The following is a 22,984-nucleotide window of genomic DNA, read 5'->3' on the forward strand; positions in this document are numbered from 1 at the left end:
TGACACAAGGGGTGCTGCACGAATGCTCGAATTAACGGATTTGACAAAGAAGTACGGCGATTTTACCGCTGTCAATCATATATCACTGCGCGTCGAAAAAGGCGAGATATTCGGTCTGCTGGGACCAAACGGCGCCGGTAAATCAACAACGGTGTCGATGATCAGCACCGTGCTCCCGCCAACGGGCGGAACAATCTGCATTGACGGAACCTCATTACAGGAGCAGCCTGCGGCCATAAAAAAAGTGATGGGAGTCGTCCCGCAGGAAATCGCTTTATATCAAGCGTTAAGCGCAAAGGATAATTTGGCTTTTTTCGGGGGTCTGTACGGACTTTCCGGTAAGGAACTTTGTAAACGGGTTGATGAAGTGCTGGACATCATCGAATTACAGGAACAGCGACATCAAAGGGTATCTGAGTTTTCAGGCGGCATGAAAAGACGGGTGAATATCGGGGCCGCGCTAATGAATGAACCTAAACTATTCATTTTAGATGAACCGACCGTCGGAATTGATCCGCAATCCAGACACCATATTCTTGAAACCGTGAAGACGTTAAATCAAGAAAAAGGGATGACCGTCATCTATACGAGTCATTACATGGAAGAGGTCGAATACCTCTGTGAAAAAGCGGCGATCATGGATCACGGCTCAATCATTGCCTGCGGGACGAAAGACGAATTGAAGCAGTCAGCCAAAGCCTCTGATACCCTGATCGTGAATGCAGAGGGGCTGAATGATGACGCCGTTAAAAAAATCCGCCGCATTTCCGGTGTTGCCGAGGCTGCTGTCAGCCAGCAGACCATTACGATGCTCGTCTCTGCGGCAGATCGCAATATCCTTGATATTGCGGATGATATCAGGAAAACCGGTATCACCATTAAAGGCATTCATTTCGAGGAAGCCAATCTGGAAAGCATTTTCCTCCGGCTCACCGGCAAAACGCTGCGGGATTCATAGGGGGCGTCATGAAAATATTATTCAGGCTGATCTTATTAGATTTTCGGTTATTGGCCGGAGCAAAGTCTTTCTATATAAAACTGATTCTGTTTCCGGCACTGATGATTTTTATTTTAGGAACGGTTTTTCACGGCGATTCGAAAGTGAAGCCATTTCAGACCGCGTTTTATAATGCGGATCACGCGGAGAGTTCTTTGGGCGACGTATTAAAGAATGACGTGCTGAAACAAACTGATCTCATCCGTGTAAAAGACATAGGCAGTTACCAAGAAGGGAAACAGCTTGTCGAAAGCGGTAAAGTCTCCGTTTTTGTATACGTGCCGAAAGGCTTTGCAAAAGCGGCAGAACACAATGAAAAAACAAGTATCAAAGTCATCTCGGACCAACAAGGCTCTGTAAACGGAGACATTGTGGAAATGATGGCCGATTCGTTTGTCACCAGAGTAAAAGCGGAGATCAGTGAAGAAAAAGCGGTGCTGAAGCAGTCGGGACATCTGTCAAAGGGAGATGCCCGCAAAATCATCAGCGGCCTTTCGGGTGAACAGGCTGTCACCATTCCGAAACAGTCGGCCGGCAATCATGCGGCTCCGATTGATGCGATGCAGTATTATTCAATCGCAATGGTCGTCATGTTCTCCATTATGACCGCGTTTGCGCTCATTCACGGGATAGTGGAAGAGAGACAGCAGCACACGTTATTCAGAATCAAATCAATGCCTGTTTTACGTATCCAGTATGTGGCGGGTAAGCTTTTGGGAATCATGCTTGCCATCCTTATGCAAATGGCTGCCGTCATCATCGCAAGCAGCATCTTGTATCAGGTAAAATGGGGCAATTTGTTTGAAATATTGCTGGTTACGATTGTTTATTCATTTGCGATCGGCAGTATCGTGCTTCTTTGGGGGTTTACTGCAAAAAACCACGAGACCGTCTCAAGCATGGCGGCTCCCATTTTATACGGATTCAGTTTTTTAGGCGGAAGCTTTATCGCAAAAGACAGCTTGCCTGACAGTTTGAGAATCGTGCAGGAGCTGATACCGAACGGCAAAGCGATCAACAGCTATGTCAGTGTCACGCAGCATGCCGGTCTGAGCGGTATTTCGACGGATTTGGCAGAGCTTGCCGCCATCGGCGCCGTGTTTTTATGTTTGACCATCTGGGTGTTTAAACGGAAGGAGGCTGTTTCATGACGCAGCTGTTATTCATGATCAGACATCAGCTGAAACTGATGCTGCAAAATCGGGCTGCCATCTTTGCGACGATTTCCGCCCCGCTCCTTCTCACATATTTCTTTTCCTTTTCTGCGGATGGCAGTCAGCAGAAGGAAGTATATGTAGCTGATAAGGATCAGAGCGCCTATTCAGCGCAATTTATGAAAATGATTCAGACAGCCGGCCATATAAAAGTCACGAAGGTCACGGAGGACGTATTAAAAACAAAGGTTAATCATCAGGATATTTCCTTCGGATTGCTGATCGGCTCTCATTTTGAAGAAAAATTATTTTCCGGAGATGAATTGAACGTTTCATTTATTCAGAATGAAGAAAAGGGTGATGCTGTTTTGACAGAGCAGCTGATTGCGCAGCAGGCGGGCGCGCTGAAAAAAATAGTCCGCGATGCAAAAGTGATATCCCGCACGCTGCACACCGACGGGAAGCAGGCGGCAGCTGATCTCTTGAAGGATATTCAGGGGCATTCTGCCGTCAATGTTGACCGCCATCACGTTTATGAAGGCGGACAGGCAGCCGACAGACTTATCGGATTTTTAGTGATGTTTATCTGGTTTGTTGCAGTCCAAAGCCTGCGATCATTTATAGATGAACAAGAAAATCATACATATGACAGATTGCTGAGCACACCCGTTTCCTATACGGCATATGCAATCTCTAAGTTTGCGGCGGCGTATCTTTTCGGTCTTCTCCACATTATCGTGATCCTCGCTGCCGGAACATTCATGCTGCATATCCGTTTTGCTGATCATGTTTTTGCTGCGGGAGCGGTGCTTGCGGCCTGCTCGTTTGCGCTGACTGCTGTAACGATGGCCGTGATACCGTTCATGAAGAGCCAAAAGCAATTCACGTCGCTTGCTTCCGTTTTTATAGCTGTCACGGGTTTATTGGGAGGGGCTTTCTTCACATTAGACGCGGCTCCGGAGTACATGCGCATGCTGTCGTTGTTTACTCCTGAAAAATGGGCGATCGGCGTATTTCAAAACAATGGCGGAGGCAGCATGCAGATCGTGCCGCTGAGCCTGTTTCTTGCTGCCGGTGCAGCGTCATTGGTCTTATCACTCTATTTGATAAACCGTAATATGAAAAAACACAGTTAGGAGGATGGCTGCTTTGTATATGGCAGAAATCATCGGAATCATAGAAATGCTCGCTGGAGCCGCAATGAACCTATGGATCGGCTGGCTCGGAAAAACCTTTTTCGGTAAGGATGACAGAAGTTCAAGAGTCGTGTTAAGAATCTGCGGCATCTTTCTCATAATCAATGGCGTTTCCAGAGCGTTTCATATCTAGTTCACAAAATATTCCGGACTCTTTTATGAAATGTAATCTTTTTCCTTGTAAATCGTGTAAAATAGTATAGGATTCTACGAAAAGAATAAGAGGGGGAAGAAACATGAAAAAGAGACTCGTTATGCTATTCGCGGCGGCCGCCGCTGTTTTGTTGCTTGTGAGCGGGTTGTGGGCTCCATCAGCGTCTGCGGCGCCGGCTCCTGCTTTAACACAAATCCGTATTATCGGTGTGACGTCTGACGGTCAGAGTTACCAATGGGAAAATATCGGGCCGAACCAAATCAGCGCATCAAAACCGATGAAGGGTACAACGGGTTATTTAGCCGTATATTTCCAAGGGTATCCGAACAATAACACGATCCAGGCATTTAACAACGGAACGAATATTACAAATCTTACGTCAAAAGCGCTGGAAGATGAATATACGAAAAACGGCAATATCGTTACAGGCTACATTAAATATTACAGTGTTCCTCTTTCTTATGTCAGTTCAGGAACGTTCTCTTTCTCCGCAACGGGGCTGAACGGGCCGTACACGCCGTTAAGCAGCGGATTTTTCTCCATTCAGGTACAGAGTTAAAACAGCCGCCCGGTGCTTTCATGTATAGTTTTTCTCTCTTTCCGGGAAGCTATTCCTATAGAAAAGGGAGGGCTTACATGATGGACAGGACACTCGGATATTTGCGCGAGTCGCTTTCGAACCACTTGGAGCATGATGTGTGCCGAGGGATTTATAAAAACCTTCAGGTGAAGCATTATGCAAATGAGGGCGAGTTTGTGAAAGATCTAAATGATTTGGAAATGGACGCGCTGAATCAGGTGCTTGAAAAGGAAATCAAATATGCTGAGAACGAGCAGGATGAGAAGCGCACGATGGAATTGAATGAAGTATATGAGCTCCTGTTTTAAAAAGCCTCCCGGCGGCCGGGAGGCTTTTTATTGTTTCGGAAACAGTTTACAGAATCATCCAACCCTTTGTATAATGGATAGTTGTGAAAAACACAGACGGAGGAGAAACATGAACGAAATAAAAAAACAGACGGTTCTTGAGTTGTCATCGGTTGAAAAAGGTTTGGTTTTTCTGGTGCCGCCATTATTTGGGCTGGTCATCGGATGGTTTCTGCCGGTCATTGCGAAGTGGGCCGTAACATTGGATTGGCTGCCTGTTATCGGGCCGCTGGAAATGATCGCTTCTTTTCACGGATGGAAGGCTGCGGCTGTCATCGCCGTTATCGGCTTAATCGGGGGAGTGTGGCTGACGCGGACTGTTTTTAAAGAATGTCTTACGGCGGTCGTGACGGACAGCGAGGTGTCCTTAACCATATATAATGAAGAAAGCGTGTTTTCGAAAGACAGCATTTCCGGTGTGTTTACGGATGAGAAGCATCTTGTCTTATTAGGCACTGAAGGACAGGAGCTTTTTCGGGAGAAGCTTGAGCCGGCGGTTGAAAAAGCGGCTGATGCGTTTCGCGCGCATGGGTATGTCTGGCTGGGGACGGAAGATCCTTTTAAAGAAGAATACAAACGGTGGGTGCCGGACACGCCGGATTTGGAGCCAGGGGCAAATGCTCTTTTAAAAGCGAGAGAAAAGGCGCTGAAAGAGGAGGAAAAGGCTGATGCGAAAGAACTGAAAGCGGAAATATCCAAACTGGGCATTACCGTGCGGGATAAAGGCTCGCGCCAATATTGGCGGTTCTATCAAACGCCGTCTGCATAAAAAAGCTGCCGCCGTTTGATACGGCCGGGCAGCCCGGGAACAGATTATTTCTTCTTGTCATCATAATATTGAACCGGGTACATGGAGCCTTCGGATACCATTTTGTTATCTTCAATATCTTCGGGATGCGGGTTGCCTGCTTTGTTGACGGGGAATGATTCAATATCCTGCTTCCCGGAGAGCGATGTTTTCATATTGCGGATAAAGTTCATCACCTTTTGGCGGTTTGATTTATCTTTGAGCAGGTAGGAAGTCACTCCGACAGTCGACACGGCAAGTCCTGAAATGAGCAGTTTTTGTTTCACGATAAAAACTCCTTTCTATTTCTGGCTTGCAGTAGTTATTCCCGCTTAACGGCTGTTTAAACATCGGAAGGTTAATTTTGGCTTGCCGCTTTAATGCGATAAAGATTGACAAAACTATTTTCAGAATAATATTATAAATATATGATAGCGCTGGAGTCATATTTTAATTGAAAGGTGTTAACTTTATGAATCAATTACATCGCAGAATGGGAACGTTTGCACTCATGATGGTCGGACTTGGGTCGATGATTGGCTCCGGCTGGTTATTCGGGGCGTGGCGGGCGGCTCAGATTGCGGGACCTGCCGCAATTATTTCCTGGATTATCGGTATGATCGTTATTTTGTTTATCGCACTTTCTTACAGTGAATTGGGTTCAATGTTCCCGGAAGCCGGGGGAATGGTAAAATATACTCAATATTCTCATGGATCATTTATTGGATTTATCGCAGGATGGGCAAACTGGATTGCGATTGTTTCCGTTATTCCGGTGGAAGCGGTTGCGTCTGTTCAATACATGAGCTCATGGCCGTGGGAATGGGCAAAATGGACAAGCAATCTCGTTCACAACGGCACTCTTACGGGAGAGGGGCTCGGCTTCGCATCCGTATTACTGATTATTTACTTTTTACTGAATTATTGGACAGTTAACTTGTTTTCAAAAGCGAATTCATTGATTACCATCTTTAAAATCATTATTCCGGGGCTGACAATCGGAGCGCTGCTGTTTACCGGTTTTCACGGCGAAAACTTCACATCCGGTTCAAGCATTGCGCCGAACGGCTGGGCGAGCGTGCTGACGGCGGTGGCCACATCAGGTATCGTATTTGCGTTTAACGGGTTTCAAAGCCCGATTAACATGGCCGGAGAAGCAAAAAATCCCGGCAAATCGATTCCGATTGCGGTTGTCGGTTCGCTGCTGGTCGCAACCGTCATTTACGTCCTATTGCAAATCGCATTTATCGGTGCGGTTGAACCTTCCATGATCGTTCACGGCTGGAGTCACCTGAACTTCAACTCTCCATTTGCCGATTTGGCGATCGCATTGAATATCAACTGGCTTGTCATTATTCTTTATGCGGATGCGTTCGTATCTCCGTCAGGAACGGGTATTACTTATACCGCTACGACGTCCCGCATGATTTACGGCATGGAAAAAAATAAATATATGCCGAGCATTTTCGGAAAGCTTCATCCGCTGTACGGCGTGCCGCGCCAAGCGATGATTTTCAACCTGGTCGTATCGTTTATCTTTCTGTTTTTATTCAGAGGATGGGGCGTGCTTGCTGAAATCATTTCCGTTGCGACGCTGATTTCTTATATCACGGGTCCCGTGACGGTGATGACGCTGCGGCGGACGGCGGCGGATTTGTACCGGCCTCTCCGTCTGAAAGGCCTCAGCGTGGTTGCACCGCTCGGCTTCGTGTTCGCGTCTCTCGTGCTGTATTGGGCGCGCTGGCCGTTAACAGGGCAGGTGCTGTTTATCATTTTGATCGGCCTTCCGATTTATTTCTACTACCAAGCGAAAGCGAAGTGGAAAGGATTCCGCAGAAACTTTAAAGGCGGGGTCTGGATGGTTGTCTATCTGCTCAGCATGATGGTCATTTCATGGCTCGGAAGTGAAAAATTCGGCGGTCTGAACATCATTCCGTACGGCTGGGATATGGGGCTGATCGCAATCGTTGCCCTTGCCTTCTATGCGTGGGCGCTGAAGAGCGGATTCAAGACTGAGTATTTGAAAGACGCCAAAGCAATCAACGATCAATTAAAAGGCGGACAGGCGGAAGCCGCTGCCGGAAAAGAATAATGATTGATAAAAACCTTGCGGGAACGTTCCCGCAAGGTTTTTTGATCGGGCAAAAAAACATGGGTTCGATACAGACGTGACGATGAATGAGAAAGCCTAACGACAGGCAACCAAGGACAGTATTCTTTTTTCTCATGATTTCTCCGCCTTATCAATAACTGTCTTCCATATTAAACAATGAATGTAAAAGATATGTTAGGCAACTATTAATCTTTTATGTTTCTTCTTCTTCATGCTTCATCTTTTTCCTGTACTCCAAAGTCAAAGTTTTAGAGACAAAACAAATAATTAACCATAGAATAAATACAGTACGTAAGTTGAGATTACAATAATTGTATAATAAATTAAAATATAGGAGAATAAATAAATAGCAGGAGGTAATAAGTATGAAAACGCGAAAATTATGACTGGGCGTCTATCCAAGAGACATCAGAGATTCCAATTATACAAAAACTATTAAAACATTTAGATGAATTATTTTCACTCCCTAAGTTTATTTAGGGAGTCATATTATTTTAAGGAGAGAGATTATATTTGAACAAGATTAAGTGGCTTATTATAATTGCGGTCATAGTATTAATAGGTATATTTATATGTATTGGAACTTTTAAATATACTAATTCAGTTTCTAATGTTAAACAAACTGAAAAAGAAAAGGAAAAGTATTTCTTGAATGATAAAATTGCAGCTATATATTATTCAGCTACAATAGATTATCCTAAAGATGGGAGTTATACTGTATACATTGATGAAAAAGGAGCAGCAACAGCTGTAAAAGGAGATGCTATTGAGGTTGGAACCATTGCACAAGATGAAAAAAACATAGTTAGACAGGACAAAAAAGAAGTTTATATGATAGGCGATAACTTTAAAAAATTCCCGATGCAACATCAAGTACATACAAGTTATGGGCAGTCATCAGGCCATTTAAGAAAAGAAAATATCTTTTATTTTTTGAATAATCAAGGAGTCGGTGAAAACCATTATAATAGTTTAATCAGATGGGGTAACGGCAGTGGATTTCATGAAAAGATTATTCCGGGTTTCTATACAAGTACTGGTAATGACGGTGAATATATTTACGTGATAAATGAAGATTCTTCAATTAAAACACCGACTTTTCAGGGTATTAAAATAGATAAAGATAAAGTTACAGTAGGGAAAGGAACAACAATTCCTATATTAAATGAAGAAAATTGGAGTGTTTATTCACAAATAATAGTTAAAAAAAGCTCAGCCTTTTTTATACTATATAACCAAACGGATAAATCAAACAAAGTACAATTCAAAGTAGCAGAAATTGATTTAAAGCATAAAAAGTTTAAAGGGGCATATCCTTTAGGCAGTTATCATATCCCTGATGAAATTTCTCAACTGGCAATTCCTCTTTCCACTAATAACTTTTTTGTGAAAAATGACACTTTATATCATTTGGCAGCTAATTCAATACTTTATACTTTCGATCTGAAAAGTATGAAGCCGGGAAAAAAAATCCCGTTAAATAGGTCGACAAAATTTGAAAACCAAGCAAAATTCACTTATTTTGATGAGTCTGAAATTTTCTTGTTAGAAATAAGCAAGGGTGGGAAATATGTGATTAATTCTTACTCTTATAAAAACGGAAAAAAATTAAAATCTACTCCTATCAGAGGACTTGAAAAAATTATTAACAATACCCATGTTTCTGAATATGACTTTTTTATGATTAAGAAAAACAAAGAAGTATGGGGTGATTAGATATAAATCGCTAGACAGCTGAGTGAGTATATTTAAAGGGAAATTAAATTCACAAAGGAGAATAATAATGGATGAGCTAGATCTTGCTTTTGGTATTTTACCACTTTCTATTATCGTCTTATCGATTATATTCACTTATATTTTCAAAAAAGTCTATATAATGCCGCTTGTCAGTATAGTTGTTTCAGTCATATTAATGTTCACTGTTTTTAATCTATCCTTCTGGGGATGGGTGGTTGTCTATGGTTTAGTATCACTTGTATTATCGTCTATTACAAATAGTATAAGAAAGAAACTAGATAATAGAAATAAATAATTATATTCCTTTGTTTAAAAAGGTATCACAAGTAATTCATCATTACAGTGATACCTTTTTACAATTAAGGTGAGTCTCAGCCTTTTAATAATATGCTCCGCCCGCTACATAACCCATGATGGCGTTTGCATTATTGGGCAAAAAACATGGGTTCGGCATCATCCCCGAACCCATGCTGGCTTTATGATTTGTATTCTTTTTTAACCTTTTGGAATATATCCGCATAGTTGGTAAACACACCGGTTACGCCCCAATTCAGCAGACGGCGCATGTCCGCCTCGCTGTTTACGGTGTAAGGATGAAGCAGAAGGCCGTGGCTGCGAATGTTTCGGACATTTTGAGCGTTCAGCGCTTTGTAATCCGGTCCGATTCCGACGGCATATGTTTTAATGTCCGTTAAATCTGCGTCAGTCATTGACGTCATCTGTTCCGCTTCAAGCAATTGGACAGCGGGAAGTTTCGGATCGAGCTGTTTGATTTTCAGAAGGCTGTCCCTGCTGAAAGACTGAATGATAACTTGTCCAAGTTTCGCATGCTTACCTGCCAATTTGTATTTTTTCAGTGAAGCGATCAGTTTTTCTTCCATACCCGGATATGTTTCGGGCGCCTTTGTTTCAATATAATAGTTTGCATGTCTGCCGAACCGTTTTAACACGTCATCAAGTGTGGGAACGCGAAGTCCGGCGTATTGCGGTTTTGCTTTTTCCGGATAGGCCTTATTGAACCAAGAGCCGGCGTCGAGCTTTTGAATCTCGGCTAATGTATGATCCTTCACCCAGCCTTGTCCGTTTGTGGTGCGGTCCAGTTTTTCATCATGCATGACGATCAGCTTGCCGTCTTTTGTCATTTGTAAATCCAGCTCAATATAGTCAGCCTTCATTTTTTGCGCAGTTTCATAAGAAAGGATCGTGTGCTCCGGGACATACCCCGAAGCACCGCGATGGGCAATGGTCAAAATTCTGTCAGGAGACAAGAGGTTTCCTTTTCCCGCCGCCGATACAGGCGTGACGATGAATGACAATAAACCGAATGAAAGCAATACCAAAGCAAACAATTTATGTTTCCGCATGTTTTCTTCCCCCTTAAAAATCAATATCTGTCTCTAGTGTAGAAAATCGTTGTAAATGCTGTACTGCAAAAATATTAATCTTTTATGTTGTTTTCTTACACATGCTCCGCCCGCTTGCCCGTATTCCACGTCATAGCCAAGAAGACGATGGACAGCACGCATGAGGAGATAAGCATGATAAAGCCGCCGTTCCAGTCAAAGCGGTCTACGACATAACCCATGATGGCGTTGGCGAAAGCAGAGCCTCCGATGTAGCCGAAAAACCCGGTTAAGCCGGCTGCCGTTCCCGCCGCTTTTTTAGGCGCAAGGTCAATGGCCTGAAGCCCGATCAGCATGACAGGTCCATAGATTAAGAAGCCGATGCTGATCAGCGCGATATTATCGATGAGCGGATGACCGGCAGGGTTAAGCCAGTAGACCAATACAGCGATAAATACGCCGGCCATGAACAGTACGCCTGCCGGCGCGCGGCGGCTTTTGAAAAACCGGTCGCTGATCCAGCCGCACAAAATCGTTCCCGGAATTCCCGCATATTCATAAAGGAAATAAGACCATCTGGAATCTTCAGGAGAGAACCCTTTCGCTTCCGTCAAATAAGTCGGCGCCCAGTCAACGACACCGTACCGTACGAAGTAAACAAAGACATTGGCAAATGCGATATACCACAGAAACTTATTATTCAGCACGTATTTGAAAAGAATTTCTTTGGTCGTCATCTCTTTTTCCTGGTCTTTGAACGCATGTTTCGGATAGTCATTCCGGTATTCTTCAATCGGCGGAAGCCCGCAGGATTGCGGCGTGTCCCGTACGAGAAGAACAATCACAAATGAAATGACGATGGCGATAATCGCCGGAAAGAAAAACACGCTTTTCCAAGTAACAAACATGGCGATGCCGAGAGTCACGAGCGGGGCGAGAATACCTCCGCCTATGTTATGGGCGACATTCCATATCGACATTTTCGTGCCGCGTTCACTGATGGAAAACCAATGAGCCATCGTCCGTCCGCAAGGCGGCCAGCCCATTCCTTGAAACCATCCGTTAATAAACATAAAAATAAACATAATCGTCACGCTTGACGTGACCCACGGCATGGAAACAAATAAAATGTTTACCACACCTGACAAAAACAGACCCGTCGCAAGGAAATATCTCGGGTTGCAGCGGTCAGACACCATCCCCATAATAAATTTACTGAAGCCGTAAGCGATTGATACGGCCGCAAGCACCAAGCCAAGTTCCCCTTTTGAAAACCCTTGTTCCTGAAAATAAGGAATAGCGAAGGCAAAGTTTTTGCGAAGCAAATAATACCCGGCATACCCGATGAAAATCCCCAAAAATACTTGCAGCCTGAGCCGTTTATAGGCCGCATCCGTCTTTGAATCATCCAATCTCTCAATATGCGGAGCCGGCTTAAACAATTGAAACATCATATCCTCCCCTTTGCTGAACGTCTATCATGATGTATGTATGACTCCTTTCCTTGAAAATGACAAAAAGAACCAGAAATCACCCTTGTGAAAGGGCGGGGTTTCCTGGTTCTCCTCATCTCCATCCAAAAATCATTAACTTGTGTATGATAGCGCTTTCTTAAATTATCATAGTCTGACGTGAATGTAAACGCTTTAAGGAAAGTTTTCATTTTTTTGAATAAATAACCGGAGGGAAAATCAGCCGGAGCGCGAAAGATTTGAAGTACTCGATTTTGTACTCAGGCATAAGATGTGTTAGGCCGGACTAAGAAAAGCGAAGGGAGTGCATCTGTTGATTGATGAATTGGATTTTGCGTTCGGTGTTCTGCCGCTTTGTATCATCATCTTGTCAGTCGCCGGAACGTACCTGTTTAAAAACGCGTTCATTATGCCGGCTGCCGCTTTGGCCGTTTGCCTTATATGCACCTTTACCGTATTGAATTTCTCGTTTATCGGGTGGGCCGTCGTGTATACGCTTGTCTCTTTCGCGTTATCGCATATTACGATGGTGGTGATCAGCCAAAATAAAAAATAGGATCGGCGGCAGCCGATCCAGCTATCATAAGCAGAGATGCGCTCTCTGCTTTGTTTTATTTATGAATGTGCAGGAATTCCTTGATGACCGCGGTCTGTTCTTCTTTCGGATAGCTTCTGTACAGATGGCTGGTTAAGCGGACGGGGTCACCGAAGAAGTACCGCTCATATTGTGTCTGTCTTGTTCCGAAGGGGCTCATGGTCAAATCCCATGCGAGGCGGAACACTTTTACCCGGTCCTCAGCGTTCAATTCGGCCGCCTGCAAATATTGGTCAAGGTCTCCTCTGATGTCAGAACGGAACGCTTTTTCAGTCGGCAAAGTCACCATTCCGCTTGCCCCGATCAGCTGAATGATTTCCGTGAAGCGCGGGTAGATGTCGGGAAAAATCGCGCTGACCACACGAAGCGGAGTGACACTCGGACGCATATAACCCCATTCATCTGTTTCCGCATCATTCTCCGACTTTTCCAAAAGGGCTTTCATCGTTTCCAGACCGGTGATGATTTCAGCCATCTTAGCCTGAATATGCTGATATTCGCCCACATCTATCGCTTCGACAAGCGTTTGGGCGAGGCCCAGGAGAAACTCCGTCTTTACAATTTGTCTCGTGATGACTTGATGAAATGCGAAGGCGTTAAAAGAGCTTTTCATATTAAAATCAAAAGCCGCCTCGTAATTATTATAAAAAAATACGCGTTCCCAAGGGACCAAAACGTGATCAAATACAACGATAGAATCCATTTCTTCATATCTTGAGCTGAGCGGATAATCAAACGATGATTTTCCGAGTACGAAAGATTCCCTGCAGATGAATTTTACTCCCTTTGTATTGGAAGGGATTGAAAAAGCGAACGCTTCATCCGATTCAAAATACATTTTAGGCAGAGAAACCACGAGCACTTCATCCGTCAGGCCGCCTTGTGTGGCTAAAATCCGGGCGCCGTGTATGATGAGGCCTTTTTCATTTTTATCGACGACTTTTGCCGAGATAGGTGTCGGCGATACGTTTACACCCATTTGTGAACGATTCACCTGAGGGGTGATAAACGTGTGCGTAAAAGAAAGATCCTGTGCAGCAGCGCGTTCGTACAGCGCTTGAACATGTTCCGGAAAACAATGATCGCGGTCTTTCAAAAGCGCGGCAGAGGAGGCGAAGCTCATCAGCACGGTATTCATATAATCCGGGCTTCGTCCCATCATTCCGTGCGTGTGTCTGGCCCAATGTTCGAACATGTTTCTTCTTCTTTTTACGTCTTCTTTCGTTTTCGGCTGCAGGTATGAAAGCCCGGCCCGTTCTTTTTTACCGGGAAGACTGTAAGTCATTTGATCTTTCATGTCCGGTTTCGTTTGCAAATCATAAAGAGAGCGCTTCGTTTCCAGAAGGCCCTTAAATGCGGGATGTTCAGAAATCTGTCCCTCGATCTTTTCACCATCAAGCCAAATCTCATTTCCAAGCTGATTTAATCGGTCAATGAACATTTTTCCATTAATGATACCCATCATGTCGCCCTTCTTTCTTTGCAGATCCACTACCTCATTATATTGAAAACGAAATTGGGTGTTCCGGTTATTTCCAAAGGGGAAGAGCCTTTTTGAAGGGGGGTGAAGGGATTGCATAATAAAAAAACCCCTTAAGCAGAGGGGTTTTTAACTGATCATGTCTTTGTATCGTTGTTCGAGGACAAAGTCTATCATTCCGGTGATACGGGTGTTTTCAGATTTTTGTCTGAAACGGTCAGACACTTGGATTTTTCTTGAAAACGGAAATACAGCAATAACCCAAACAAGGCCGGCCAGGCCGAAAACCATCTGCAGAGCCATTTCAATTAAATCATTAAAATGAGTGCTGAAAAAAAAGATATATAACGTGATGAATGTGACTGTACATACGATTTTGACAGTATGTTGGAAGGTGAGGGGCGGTTCAGTGAAACACATTTTCATTTGATTCAGTGTGAGCGAATCTTGTTTCATTAAGTATGTAAGCAGTTCTTTGTCATTTTGACTTCGCGGAATCAAATCGGTTTCTATTTTTTGAACGGTTTCCTTGTATGTCTGCATATCAATCTTCATGCGAATCCTCCTTTAGAAATAACTCCAAGAATACTCATTGAGCATTCCTGGAGCAAGGAGCTGCCTGTTCAATTATAGAAATAGTGATAAAACCGTGCTGAACAAGGCTGCAGCTCCTCCTAATTCAGGTGCTAAAACGACTAGAGCACCGATCCCTACAATAACAATAATTCCTGCGCCTGCAATAGCCATGGTATTCACGACAGAATCCCAATCCGGAGAGTACACTTTTTCGGAATCCGGCAACCTGAAGCTCTTTTGTTTTATTTTAAATGTAATGGTAGTTGTTAGTCCAGTTGTAGCACTGTCACCGACCGGAATATCAGGTGTATAAATTTTAAATTGAATATTCAGCGATCCCGCAGCCGGATTGACATACACTTCTAAATAACCGTTGCGGACTGACAAGCTCAGACTGTTAAGCAGGTTTTGATAGGAATCAATTTGTGATGCTGTAAAAGAGACTTGTGAATCCCCCATCAGACCGGTAATATAAGCTCCCGGTTTGCCATTTGTAATGGTAACTGTGTTGGGAGAACCTTCGCTTGGCACTGTTGCCAAAAGTGAAGTAGATAAAAGAATATCCATTTCAGGTGATGCATAAATGGTTTCTGTCTTGTCGAATTCAAACATGGCATTCGCAAGATTCGATATATTTTCTAAAGCAGGAATGGTTGTTAAAATATCCGTCAGTGTGCGCAGTCTTGCATCATACACAGGATCAGAAGGCGGATGGACGCTGCTTACACCCGAGTCTTTTCCGGAGTATCCGTCTTTGTCAATGGCGACTTTTCCCGCTCCGCTTCCGATCGTTCCTTCATAAAATTGATCAAAAGCCCAGTTTTTCGGCATCGGGTATCCGAGGTTGCCGCTGAATCCGGTCGACATGTTAGCCGTAAAGCTATATTTGGTCAGACCTGCTTCTGACGTCCGGATACAAATGTTTCTCGGTCCGTATACCCCGATTTCATATTTCGGCGCAGTTGAGAACGCCTGCATTTTCATAAAAGCTGACTTGATTTCTTGAAAGTAAGGGATGATTTTATCCGTGACTTCATAATCATACGCATCGAAATCGACCGCAAAGTAAATGGTCGTTCCTGACGGAAAACCTAATCTTCGGGCGGCTGATGCAGCGCTGTACGCATCTCTCGTTCCTTGGTCTTTTACAAAATAAGAAGATTTATAGCCGCCGTCCTGATAAATCGGAAACACGCTTAAGCCGGCATTGAAAATCGTGGAAAGTTCTTTTGACGTCAACGCTTTCGATGTCAGTCCGCTGCTTGTCCGCACATTCCCGGTCAGATATCTTCCCACGATCTTATAGCCATTCTCACGCAAAGTTTTGGCCGTATCTGCCGTCAAAATGGCAGCGGTGTCACAAGCTGAAGCAGCCCGTGTTGTGTCGCCTGAGCTTGATAATAAAGCCTTAATCGTCGGCATGTCCGCATAACCGGTCTGCGGCAGGCACATAAACTTTTGGAAAGCTTTCACTGCCGATACAACGCCGACGCCGTATTTTCCGTCGAATTCACCGGGATCAAACGCTTCCCCATTACAGTAAAGCGCGTATTGAACAATTAAAACAAAGCCTGTCCGTGAATCGCCGGGAGTCAAGGTAGGGCATAAGCTGGTCGTCCCGTTTCCGAAAAATCCATTGGCGACGCTTGTGCTCATGCCTTCTTCTTTTTGCAGGGCATAAATGAGAGCCTTGTTTGTATCGCGGGCATATAAGCCGTCACAAGGCATCAAGCCGATGTAGTCATTGTAATCCCGGTTCAGGTTCTGCTGGATTTGGCGGATTCTTTTGTCGCCTCCCGCTACTAATCGAAAAGCGCTCATATCCAGCAAGGCTTTCATAATGAGTGCCGTGACGATGCCGTCTTGCTTAGTGAGCCCGGCCGCTTTTTGAAACTCTTTTACAGCGCTTTCGGTATTTTCATAGAAAACGCCTGAAAATCCGCCGGGGTTAAAACCTTTACACCACAGCGCCCCTTGCAGAATGTAATTCATGTTTGTCGGCTTAGAATCGGGAGCCTGCTTTTTCAACGGCTTAAACAATCTTTGTGTCGTCGGTCCGAAGTTATCGGCAGGTTCTGAAATACCAAGCTCAATTTGAAGCGCCCGTGTCAGACCGTAAATGGTATCCCAGCCCGTTTTTCCGTTTTCCGGCACTTTGTTGTACCCGTGTCTGCCTTTGTACGTCTCATTCAGCCATTGTTGTGTTTCCAGGACCATTTCGTCCATTGCAATCCCTCCATTATGTGTATTGTGCGTTCATTCATAGGTGGCAAACGTATGACAGTTTGTCATGGGTGCAGGGGTTTATCCAAGGAGAGCCCCATCACAGCAGCAGAACAAACGCCGAAAGAGAGGCATTGATAGGAAAAGACCTCGCTATGACAATTGATACAAAAACAACAAAATGAATAGCGGTTTAAAGTAACTTTATCACTTAATCAAAAATGACAAGAATCATAAGTAGTAGTCATATAGTCATTTTAAGGGCTGTTCACATCTCTTCCTGCAGTCAAAATGGTTAGTTGGACGGATTTATGATTGGCTATATTGTCATTAACATAAATAGGGTAAATAGTTACAGGAAGGAAGGATTTTCTCGATGAAAAGCAAAAAGATTTTTAAGTCGCTCATCATTATTTTTACTCTTTTAATCAGCGGAATTGGTTTTATGGGTTTTTCTTCTCCGCAAAAAGCAGAGGCTAAAGACTGGCTTCATACTTATAAAAGCGGGTATTTCACTAACTATGTGATCAATACATATCACCCTAAATTCACTAAAACGACAAAAAAGTACACCTTGAGAGCCGTGACTTTTAAATCCAACAGTAAAGGGAAGGGCACGTATAAAATATACGTCCAAAAGCAAGTCAACGGCAAAGGTGCCTGGAAAACAATCAAAACCGCCAATGCAAAGAAAAATGGAACGACTTATTTTGAAACACCTTCGTTGAAAAAAGGGGATTCATACAGATTTAAATTGGTCAATCAGGGTTCGAAAAAACGTGTCAATTATAGTGCAAGATGGATTGTATTCGCTTCATAATGCTGATCTTCCGGTCTATAAAGTTTTAGCTGCTGCAGCTGCGGCAGCTTTTTATTTTGTCCGGAGCTCAACCGCCAGGGAGCCCGCACCTGTCTATTCGGACGTGCGTTTGTATTTCACCGCATCATTCTGGATTATGCGGGAAGGTACATCGCTTCAATGATAAGCCAATCCCGGGTTCTTTTGATTCGTTTGAAAATGTTCTGATATAAAAAAGGCGTGCCCCGGTGTAAAATGGCTATATTGATAAATATGGAGGTTGAGATGGATCAAGATTATATGACTGAGCTTGTCTCAGTCCAGCTGAAGAAAATCCGGTCGGAGAGAGGCTACACACAGGAGAAAATGGCGGATGTGATCGGCCTTTCTAAAAAGTCGCTGGTGCAGATTGAGAAAGGGCGGGCGCTTGCGGAATGGCCGCATGTTGTGGCGGTTTGCGCGCTTTTCAGATCAAGTGAAACACTGCAATCCGTATTAGGAGATGATCCGCTGGAGGTCATTGAAACGGTTGCTCACCGCACAATTGACAGGCCGAAGGGGAAGACGATGGGCGGCAAGGTGTGGTGGAAAGCCATCGAGAAAAAAGGCGAGTTCCGCTTGCAGCAGCATTTGATTTCCCACCATTACCGCATCCTTGATTCTTATGATGATCTGTGGTTCAGCAGTTTTGAAAAGGCAGAGGCTTTGGAGCGGCTTGATGAGCTGTTTTTGGAGGCGGAAGAAGCGAAGCGCTGAGCACCTCCGGTTGATGTATTTTCTGACAAGTGGGAAAATATATATAAATTCCAGCCAAAGGAGAGATTCGAATGAAGCCTGAAGATATCGTCCGAAGCGGCCCGAATCAGTACATATGCAAGGAAGGAATCGCAAAAGAACTTCCGGGGCTGCTGGAGACATTCAGAAAACCCGTTATTGTGACCGGAATCAAATCCTATCAGGCGTTCTCCGATTACAGCGGCGGTTCTTCCTGGGATGTGATTCAGCATAAAGGATACTGTTCACCTGAGGCGGTGCGTAAGGTCTGTGAGCAGGCGGAAGACGCGGATGTGATCATCGGTATCGGAGGCGGCACGATATTGGATTTGGCAAAAGCGGCGGCAGACCGGCTTGATATTGAAGCTGTGATGGTTCCTTCCATTGCGGGGACGTGTGCGGCAAGTACGCCGTTGAGTGTCATATATGATGAGAGCGGCAATTTTATCAGAGTTGATTATCATAAGCGTTCAAGCTATTTGACGCTTGTTGATCCGCTGTTTTTGCTTTCCTCTCCCATTGAATATATGAAAAGCGGGATCGGTGATACGCTGGCGAAATGGTATGAGGCCGAGGCGGTCATCAGAAATACGGAGGAGGCGGCGCCGCTGATGGCGCAGGCGGGGCTGAGACAGGCGGAATATATCCGTAATCTGTTATTGCGTTACAGTGAAGCGGCCGTCGGAAGCATGGAGAAAGGCGAGCTGTCCGTGCCGTTCATCCATACGGCGGAAACGATCATTATGCTTGCGGGAACGGTCGGCGGGTATGGCGGCCGTTTGTGCAGGATGGCAGGGGCGCATGCGGTCCACAACGGACTCAGTTTTCTTCAGGAGACACATCAGGTGCTGCATGGCCAGAAGGTTGCTTACGGCATATTGGTGCAGCTCGCGCTTGAGAATCGGAGACCTGAGATTGAAGAGCTGCTTCCGTTTTACCGCCGGCTCGGTTTCCCCGTCAGTCTCTGTGATCTCGGCATCCTTGACAACCATGAGGAAGCCAAGCGCCGCATTGCTTCTCACGCCTGCCGGGCGGAAGAATCGTTATGCTTAATGGGGCAATATCGCGAGAAGGATGTGTCAGCTGCGATTGAATCGCTCGAATCAGCGCAAAAGACAGGATAGAGCTTGTTATCTATCTTGTCTTTATTTTTTGAATATTTCCGTTATAATGAGTGGGGTATAGAAAGGGAGGGGCCAAAGGACATGTATCAGGCGAAGAAGATGTTGTTATTAGGATCAGGCGAGCTGGGGAAAGAAGTCGTCATTGAAGCGCAGCGGCTCGGGGTTGTCACTGTAGCCGTTGACAGCTATGAGCATGCTCCCGCCATGCAGGCCGCGCACAAAAGCTATGTGATTGATATGCTTGATAAAGCGCAGATCAGAGAAGTCATTGAGAAAGAAAAACCGGACTTGATCGTGCCGGAAGTGGAAGCCATTGCGACGGATGAGCTGCTGAAGCTTGAGGAAGAAGGTTTTCACGTCATTCCGAATGCGCGTGCGGCAAAGCTGACGATGGACCGTGAAGGCATCAGACGGCTTGCGGCAGAGACGCTTCATCTTCCGACTGCCGGCTATGAATTCGCGAATACATATGAAGAATTTAAAGAAGCGGCGGAAACAATCGGCTTTCCGTGCGTGGTAAAACCGCTGATGAGCTCTTCCGGAAAAGGGCAAAGCGTGTGCCGCTCGGCTTCCGGGCTGAAAAGCTGCTGGGACATGGCGATGGAAGGCGGCCGGGTGAAAAACGGCCGGGTCATCGTTGAGGAATTCATTCCGTTTGAATCAGAAATCACTCTTCTGACAGTGCGCGCGGCGAACGGTACGTCCTTTTGCGCGCCGATCGGACATGAACAAAAAGACGGTGACTATATTGAATCATGGCAGCCTCATCATATGACGGAACAGCAGATCAAAGAGGCGAAACATATTGCGAAAAGCATAACGGACGAGCTCGGCGGATACGGTTTGTTCGGGGTGGAGCTTTTCCTTACTGAAGATAAAGTATATTTCAGCGAGGTGTCTCCCCGTCCGCATGATACGGGGCTCGTTACGCTTGTAACGCAAAATTTGTCAGAGTTTGCGCTGCATGTCCGCGCGGTATTGGGATTCCCGATTCCGGAAATCACTCAGCTGTCGCCGGGGGCAAGCCGTCCGCTGAAGGCGCCAAAAGAGCTTGCTGATTACGCGGTTGAAGGTTTGGAGAAGGCTTTGGGGGTAAAAAGCACTCAGGTCCGCGTATTCGGTAAACCCGTCACGAAAGTTGGACGCCGTATGGCGGTTGCGCTTTCTGCAGCTGAGACCGTTGAAGAAGCCAGAGAAAGAGCGGCCGAAGCACTCAGTCATTTATCAATTACATAAAATGATCTTAAAAGGCGTTTTTACCGTAATGGTAAGGCGCCTTTTTTGTTTGGCAGACTATATACTGGAAAACGGGGTTGTGAGATAATGTATGAGGCCGTTTTGTGCCGGCTTTTTAATTCATGAAACTTTTTATGTCCGCAATCGTTATATGTAATGTTCTCATTTCACGGAGAAGGAAATAACAATACATCATACGGCTTTTCATTCATCAAGAACGGACAATCCGGATCGCGGCATGGAATATTTAAGCAGGGTAATCCGGAATAGAGGAATCCATGATTGCTTACCTTAATATGAACGGCGAAAAAACAAAAATCACCAGATTAGATTGTTCAAATAACACCAAATGCTGTATAATAAAAGAATTTGAATGATAGCATTGAAAGAATTTCATTTTATGTTTCCGTAAAATGGAGCCTTTATGCATACGCAGTCCGATTTGATATGGTTTTAATTGGAGGTTTGTGTAAACTGTGAATTATATACCTAGTATGATTACAATTGGAAATTTTATTTGCGGGCTCTTATCGATTCATTCCCTTTTGTATCATAATATACACTCTGCGGTGATTTTTATTTTCACCGGGATGTTTCTTGATTTCTTTGATGGTTTGGCCGCCCGTAAGCTGAACGCGGTATCGGAGATGGGAAGGGAGCTTGACTCTTTTGCTGATCTCGTGACGTTCGGCGTTGCGCCGTCCATGCTCGCTTACAGTGTTTCACTATATACGATTCCGTTCATCGGAATTTTAATCGCGCTTTCCTACAGTATCTGCGGGATGATCCGTCTTTCCAGATTTAATATTGAACAAAGCAAGCTGCCGACGTTTATCGGGATGCCGATTCCGTTTGCGGGTATGTGTCTTGTCATTTTGAGCTTTATCAATAACGCATTTCTTCTGGGGGCGGGAACGATCGCGCTCGGTTATTTAATGGTCAGCAACATTAAATTTCCGCACTTTAAAAAACAGGCGCCTGAAAACCTGGAGAGCAGAAGATGGAATTAGTTCAGCAATTAATATCCGATTACGGATATATCGCGATTTTTCTTATGCTGACACTCGGTATTATCGGATTGCCTATTCCGGATGAAGTCATGATGACGCTTGTGGGCTACTTCGCTCATTTAAACGTGCTGAATTACGGGCTCTCCATTCTGATCAGCTTTATCGGAGCGCTCCTTGGGATGATTATCAGCTACTTCATCGGCAGAAAAGCCGGCCGGCCGTTTATTAATAAGTTCGGGAAATGGGTCGGCCTGAAGGAAAAGAGGATGGAGAAAGTAGACAGGTGGATGAAGAAGTACGGGCCGTACACCATTATTTTAGGTTATTTCATCCCCGGCATCAGACACGTGACCTGCTACTTTTCCGGAATCGGCAGAATGGAATTCAAAACCTACTTATGCTTCGCCGCCATCGGAGCGTTTTTATGGTGTTTTATTTTTATTACTATAGGAAAATTCATAGGAGTAATCAATGTTTAATACTGCCGCTAAAGTTCTTTACCGTTCATTGATTGAACTGACTAATAATCGATTGACGTCTTATCTCATTAAAAACTTCTGTGAATCAAAACTGAGCAAGCCGATGATTCCGCTGTTTTCCAAACACTATCGCATCAACTGGAATGAAACGGAACGTACGGCTTCTGACTTTGATTCACTGGCGTCATTTTTCATTCGTGATATTAATTTGAATCTCCGCCCCGTGGCAAAAGAGAAGAACGCCATCGTCAGCCCGGTGGACGGCGTCGTTCAGACGGTTGGCATGATTAAACCCAATCAAACTTTCATGGTAAAAGGGAAGGATTATTCGTTCGCCGAACTGACGGGGTTTAAAAGCGCCGATCACAAGTATAACGGCGGGTGTTTTGCCGTGCTTTATCTGAGCCCGAGACATTATCACCGCTTCCATTCTCCCGTCAGCTGCACGTATCAGAAGCTGGCCGAGCTGGGGAAACGTTCCTATCCCGTTAATACGATGGGATTGAAGTACGGGAAAGATGTGCTCTCAAAAAATTACCGTTATGTGTACGAGCTGACCCGTGCTGACCAGCAGATGCTCATGATTCCGGTAGGTGCGATGAATATTAACTCGATCGTTCAGACAAACACCGGAAACAGGCTTGAGACGGGGGAAGAGCTGGGCTATTTTTCATTTGGATCGACCGTTATTTTAGTATTCGAGAAAGATATGTTTACCCCTTCGGATAACCTGACTGAAGGCCGTGAATTACAGGTCGGTCAGATCATCGGTTATGCGGAGTCACAGGAGGAGGCGTCCGCTTTATAA

General features: G+C 44.8%; 25 protein-coding genes and 2 pseudogenes. 19 read left to right on the forward strand and 8 right to left on the reverse strand.

Going from position 1 to position 22,984, the window contains the following annotated elements; all coding sequences use genetic code 11:
* Window positions 1–22: 22 nt before the first annotated feature.
* From OTK50_RS18320 to OTK50_RS18350, 7 genes are all read left to right on the forward strand, one after another.
* Window positions 23–958 carry an ABC transporter ATP-binding protein gene (locus tag OTK50_RS18320; RefSeq protein ID WP_094031453.1) on the forward strand — a complete coding sequence of 312 codons (936 nt, stop codon included), beginning with the start codon at window positions 23–25 and terminating at the stop codon, window positions 956–958.
* A gap of 8 nt (window positions 959–966) precedes the next feature.
* Window positions 967–2,148, forward strand: coding sequence for an ABC transporter permease (locus OTK50_RS18325; RefSeq protein ID WP_094031454.1), 1,182 nt, complete (start codon window positions 967–969; stop codon window positions 2,146–2,148).
* A complete protein-coding gene (locus OTK50_RS18330) occupies window positions 2,145–3,287 on the forward strand; it encodes an ABC transporter permease (protein WP_094031455.1) in 1,143 nt (380 codons plus the stop codon). The genes OTK50_RS18325 and OTK50_RS18330 overlap by 4 nt, the downstream gene beginning before the upstream one ends.
* A 13-nt stretch (window positions 3,288–3,300) precedes the next feature.
* Window positions 3,301–3,480 (forward strand): hypothetical protein, encoded by a 180-nt coding sequence (locus OTK50_RS18335; protein WP_060675261.1) that lies wholly within the window; start codon window positions 3,301–3,303, stop codon window positions 3,478–3,480.
* Window positions 3,481–3,583: 103 nt separating this feature from the next.
* Window positions 3,584–4,060, forward strand: a complete 477-nt coding sequence (locus OTK50_RS18340; protein ID WP_007408988.1) for a DUF4879 domain-containing protein — start codon at window positions 3,584–3,586, stop codon at window positions 4,058–4,060.
* A gap of 80 nt (window positions 4,061–4,140) precedes the next feature.
* Window positions 4,141–4,389, forward strand: a complete 249-nt coding sequence (locus tag OTK50_RS18345; protein ID WP_094031905.1) for a sigma-G-dependent sporulation-specific acid-soluble spore protein CsgA — start codon at window positions 4,141–4,143, stop codon at window positions 4,387–4,389.
* A gap of 109 nt (window positions 4,390–4,498) precedes the next feature.
* On the forward strand, window positions 4,499–5,197 hold the full coding sequence (locus OTK50_RS18350; RefSeq protein WP_094031456.1) for a hypothetical protein: 699 nt from the start codon (window positions 4,499–4,501) through the stop codon (window positions 5,195–5,197).
* 44 nt (window positions 5,198–5,241) lie between these two features.
* On the opposite strand, the gene OTK50_RS18355 is transcribed toward OTK50_RS18350, so the two are convergent.
* A complete protein-coding gene (locus tag OTK50_RS18355) occupies window positions 5,242–5,502 on the reverse strand; it encodes a hypothetical protein (protein WP_003156732.1) in 261 nt (86 codons plus the stop codon).
* 185 nt (window positions 5,503–5,687) lie between these two features.
* Here OTK50_RS18355 and OTK50_RS18360 point away from each other — a divergent pair, with 185 nt between their 5' ends.
* From OTK50_RS18360 to OTK50_RS18370, 3 genes are all read left to right on the forward strand, one after another.
* Complete coding sequence (locus tag OTK50_RS18360; protein WP_094031457.1) at window positions 5,688–7,307, forward strand: APC family permease; 1,620 nt, start codon at window positions 5,688–5,690, stop codon at window positions 7,305–7,307.
* 534 nt (window positions 7,308–7,841) lie between these two features.
* Window positions 7,842–9,044 carry a hypothetical protein gene (locus tag OTK50_RS18365; RefSeq protein ID WP_099320031.1) on the forward strand — a complete coding sequence of 401 codons (1,203 nt, stop codon included), beginning with the start codon at window positions 7,842–7,844 and terminating at the stop codon, window positions 9,042–9,044.
* Window positions 9,045–9,111: 67 nt separating this feature from the next.
* Window positions 9,112–9,360: a DUF2651 family protein gene (locus tag OTK50_RS18370; protein ID WP_041482172.1), complete on the forward strand. Its 249-nt coding sequence runs from the start codon at window positions 9,112–9,114 to the stop codon at window positions 9,358–9,360.
* A gap of 181 nt (window positions 9,361–9,541) precedes the next feature.
* Here OTK50_RS18370 and OTK50_RS18375 read toward each other — a convergent pair whose 3' ends face one another.
* The gene (locus OTK50_RS18375) at window positions 9,542–10,429 is read right to left on the reverse strand and encodes a glycerophosphodiester phosphodiesterase (RefSeq protein WP_007408993.1); all 888 of its coding nucleotides are present in this window, start codon (window positions 10,427–10,429) and stop codon (window positions 9,542–9,544) included.
* Between the two features lie 95 nt (window positions 10,430–10,524).
* Window positions 10,525–11,859: a glycerol-3-phosphate transporter gene (glpT, locus tag OTK50_RS18380; RefSeq protein ID WP_003156725.1), complete on the reverse strand. Its 1,335-nt coding sequence runs from the start codon at window positions 11,857–11,859 to the stop codon at window positions 10,525–10,527.
* Between the two features lie 334 nt (window positions 11,860–12,193).
* Between glpT and OTK50_RS18385 the strand changes: the two genes are divergently transcribed.
* Window positions 12,194–12,436, forward strand: coding sequence for a DUF2651 family protein (locus OTK50_RS18385; RefSeq protein WP_007408994.1), 243 nt, complete (start codon window positions 12,194–12,196; stop codon window positions 12,434–12,436).
* 55 nt (window positions 12,437–12,491) lie between these two features.
* On the opposite strand, the gene hpaB is transcribed toward OTK50_RS18385, so the two are convergent.
* The 4 genes and pseudogenes from hpaB to OTK50_RS19985 form a co-directional block, all read right to left on the reverse strand.
* Window positions 12,492–13,937 carry a 4-hydroxyphenylacetate 3-monooxygenase, oxygenase component gene (gene hpaB / locus OTK50_RS18390; protein ID WP_025284162.1) on the reverse strand — a complete coding sequence of 482 codons (1,446 nt, stop codon included), beginning with the start codon at window positions 13,935–13,937 and terminating at the stop codon, window positions 12,492–12,494.
* A 147-nt stretch (window positions 13,938–14,084) separates the two neighbouring features.
* On the reverse strand, window positions 14,085–14,510 hold the full coding sequence (locus OTK50_RS18395; protein ID WP_072588752.1) for a hypothetical protein: 426 nt from the start codon (window positions 14,508–14,510) through the stop codon (window positions 14,085–14,087).
* 72 nt (window positions 14,511–14,582) lie between these two features.
* Window positions 14,583–15,983, reverse strand: a complete 1,401-nt coding sequence (locus tag OTK50_RS19980; protein WP_407966279.1) for a glycoside hydrolase domain-containing protein — start codon at window positions 15,981–15,983, stop codon at window positions 14,583–14,585.
* Window positions 15,984–15,992: 9 nt separating this feature from the next.
* Window positions 15,993–16,037, reverse strand: a pseudogene (locus OTK50_RS19985) (hypothetical protein); the annotation flags it as partial.
* Between the two features lie 2 nt (window positions 16,038–16,039).
* Between OTK50_RS19985 and OTK50_RS19990 the strand changes: the two are divergent.
* On the forward strand, window positions 16,040–16,132 hold the full coding sequence (locus OTK50_RS19990) for a hypothetical protein (RefSeq protein ID WP_377864224.1): 93 nt from the start codon (window positions 16,040–16,042) through the stop codon (window positions 16,130–16,132).
* A 286-nt stretch (window positions 16,133–16,418) separates the two neighbouring features.
* Here OTK50_RS19990 and OTK50_RS19995 read toward each other — a convergent pair.
* Window positions 16,419–16,757 (reverse strand): annotated as a pseudogene (locus tag OTK50_RS19995) (peptidoglycan-binding domain-containing protein); the annotation flags it as partial.
* A 373-nt stretch (window positions 16,758–17,130) separates the two neighbouring features.
* Here OTK50_RS19995 and OTK50_RS18405 point away from each other — a divergent pair.
* The 7 genes from OTK50_RS18405 to OTK50_RS18435 all read left to right on the forward strand — a co-directional run bounded on the left by OTK50_RS18405 (window position 17,131) and on the right by OTK50_RS18435 (window position 22,984).
* Window positions 17,131–17,574: a hypothetical protein gene (locus OTK50_RS18405; RefSeq protein ID WP_025284165.1), complete on the forward strand. Its 444-nt coding sequence runs from the start codon at window positions 17,131–17,133 to the stop codon at window positions 17,572–17,574.
* 264 nt (window positions 17,575–17,838) lie between these two features.
* Window positions 17,839–18,309, forward strand: a complete 471-nt coding sequence (locus OTK50_RS18410; RefSeq protein ID WP_003156718.1) for a helix-turn-helix transcriptional regulator — start codon at window positions 17,839–17,841, stop codon at window positions 18,307–18,309.
* Window positions 18,310–18,380: 71 nt separating this feature from the next.
* Window positions 18,381–19,451, forward strand: a complete 1,071-nt coding sequence (locus OTK50_RS18415; RefSeq protein ID WP_061581726.1) for an iron-containing alcohol dehydrogenase family protein — start codon at window positions 18,381–18,383, stop codon at window positions 19,449–19,451.
* Between the two features lie 81 nt (window positions 19,452–19,532).
* Complete coding sequence (purT, locus tag OTK50_RS18420; protein ID WP_094031459.1) at window positions 19,533–20,687, forward strand: phosphoribosylglycinamide formyltransferase 2; 1,155 nt, start codon at window positions 19,533–19,535, stop codon at window positions 20,685–20,687.
* A gap of 476 nt (window positions 20,688–21,163) precedes the next feature.
* Window positions 21,164–21,697: a CDP-diacylglycerol--serine O-phosphatidyltransferase gene (pssA, locus tag OTK50_RS18425; protein WP_007409002.1), complete on the forward strand. Its 534-nt coding sequence runs from the start codon at window positions 21,164–21,166 to the stop codon at window positions 21,695–21,697.
* Entirely contained in the window at window positions 21,688–22,176 is a 489-nt protein-coding gene (locus tag OTK50_RS18430; RefSeq protein WP_003156711.1) for a DedA family protein, read from the forward strand. Before pssA ends, OTK50_RS18430 begins: the two co-directional genes overlap by 10 nt.
* Complete coding sequence (locus OTK50_RS18435) at window positions 22,169–22,984, forward strand: phosphatidylserine decarboxylase (RefSeq protein WP_007409003.1); 816 nt, start codon at window positions 22,169–22,171, stop codon at window positions 22,982–22,984. The genes OTK50_RS18430 and OTK50_RS18435 overlap by 8 nt, the downstream gene beginning before the upstream one ends.

The sequence above is a fragment of the Bacillus sp. NEAU-CP5 genome, from assembly GCF_026420705.1.
Taxonomy (GTDB): domain Bacteria; phylum Bacillota; class Bacilli; order Bacillales; family Bacillaceae; genus Bacillus; species Bacillus velezensis.

Excerpts from the sequence above, each read along its gene's own strand:
- OTK50_RS18395 (WP_072588752.1), bottom strand. The coding sequence starts at position 14,510 with ATGAAGATTGATATGCAGACATACAAGGAAACCGTTCAAAAAATAGAA.
- OTK50_RS18435 (WP_007409003.1), top strand. The coding sequence starts at position 22,169 with ATGTTTAATACTGCCGCTAAAGTTCTTTACCGTTCATTGATTGAACTG.
- OTK50_RS18410 (WP_003156718.1), top strand. The coding sequence starts at position 17,839 with ATGGATCAAGATTATATGACTGAGCTTGTCTCAGTCCAGCTGAAGAAA.
- OTK50_RS19980 (WP_407966279.1), bottom strand. The coding sequence starts at position 15,983 with ATGTGCCTGCCGCAGACCGGTTATGCGGACATGCCGACGATTAAGGCT.
- OTK50_RS18340 (WP_007408988.1), top strand. The coding sequence starts at position 3,584 with ATGAAAAAGAGACTCGTTATGCTATTCGCGGCGGCCGCCGCTGTTTTG.
- OTK50_RS18325 (WP_094031454.1), top strand. The coding sequence starts at position 967 with ATGAAAATATTATTCAGGCTGATCTTATTAGATTTTCGGTTATTGGCC.
- OTK50_RS18350 (WP_094031456.1), top strand. The coding sequence starts at position 4,499 with ATGAACGAAATAAAAAAACAGACGGTTCTTGAGTTGTCATCGGTTGAA.
- purT (WP_094031459.1), top strand. The coding sequence starts at position 19,533 with ATGTATCAGGCGAAGAAGATGTTGTTATTAGGATCAGGCGAGCTGGGG.
- OTK50_RS18330 (WP_094031455.1), top strand. The coding sequence starts at position 2,145 with ATGACGCAGCTGTTATTCATGATCAGACATCAGCTGAAACTGATGCTG.
- OTK50_RS18345 (WP_094031905.1), top strand. The coding sequence starts at position 4,141 with ATGGACAGGACACTCGGATATTTGCGCGAGTCGCTTTCGAACCACTTG.
- glpT (WP_003156725.1), bottom strand. The coding sequence starts at position 11,859 with ATGTTTCAATTGTTTAAGCCGGCTCCGCATATTGAGAGATTGGATGAT.
- OTK50_RS18320 (WP_094031453.1), top strand. The coding sequence starts at position 23 with ATGCTCGAATTAACGGATTTGACAAAGAAGTACGGCGATTTTACCGCT.
- hpaB (WP_025284162.1), bottom strand. The coding sequence starts at position 13,937 with ATGGGTATCATTAATGGAAAAATGTTCATTGACCGATTAAATCAGCTT.
- OTK50_RS18375 (WP_007408993.1), bottom strand. The coding sequence starts at position 10,429 with ATGCGGAAACATAAATTGTTTGCTTTGGTATTGCTTTCATTCGGTTTA.
- OTK50_RS18370 (WP_041482172.1), top strand. The coding sequence starts at position 9,112 with ATGGATGAGCTAGATCTTGCTTTTGGTATTTTACCACTTTCTATTATC.
- OTK50_RS18405 (WP_025284165.1), top strand. The coding sequence starts at position 17,131 with ATGAAAAGCAAAAAGATTTTTAAGTCGCTCATCATTATTTTTACTCTT.
- OTK50_RS18360 (WP_094031457.1), top strand. The coding sequence starts at position 5,688 with ATGAATCAATTACATCGCAGAATGGGAACGTTTGCACTCATGATGGTC.
- OTK50_RS18415 (WP_061581726.1), top strand. The coding sequence starts at position 18,381 with ATGAAGCCTGAAGATATCGTCCGAAGCGGCCCGAATCAGTACATATGC.
- OTK50_RS18430 (WP_003156711.1), top strand. The coding sequence starts at position 21,688 with ATGGAATTAGTTCAGCAATTAATATCCGATTACGGATATATCGCGATT.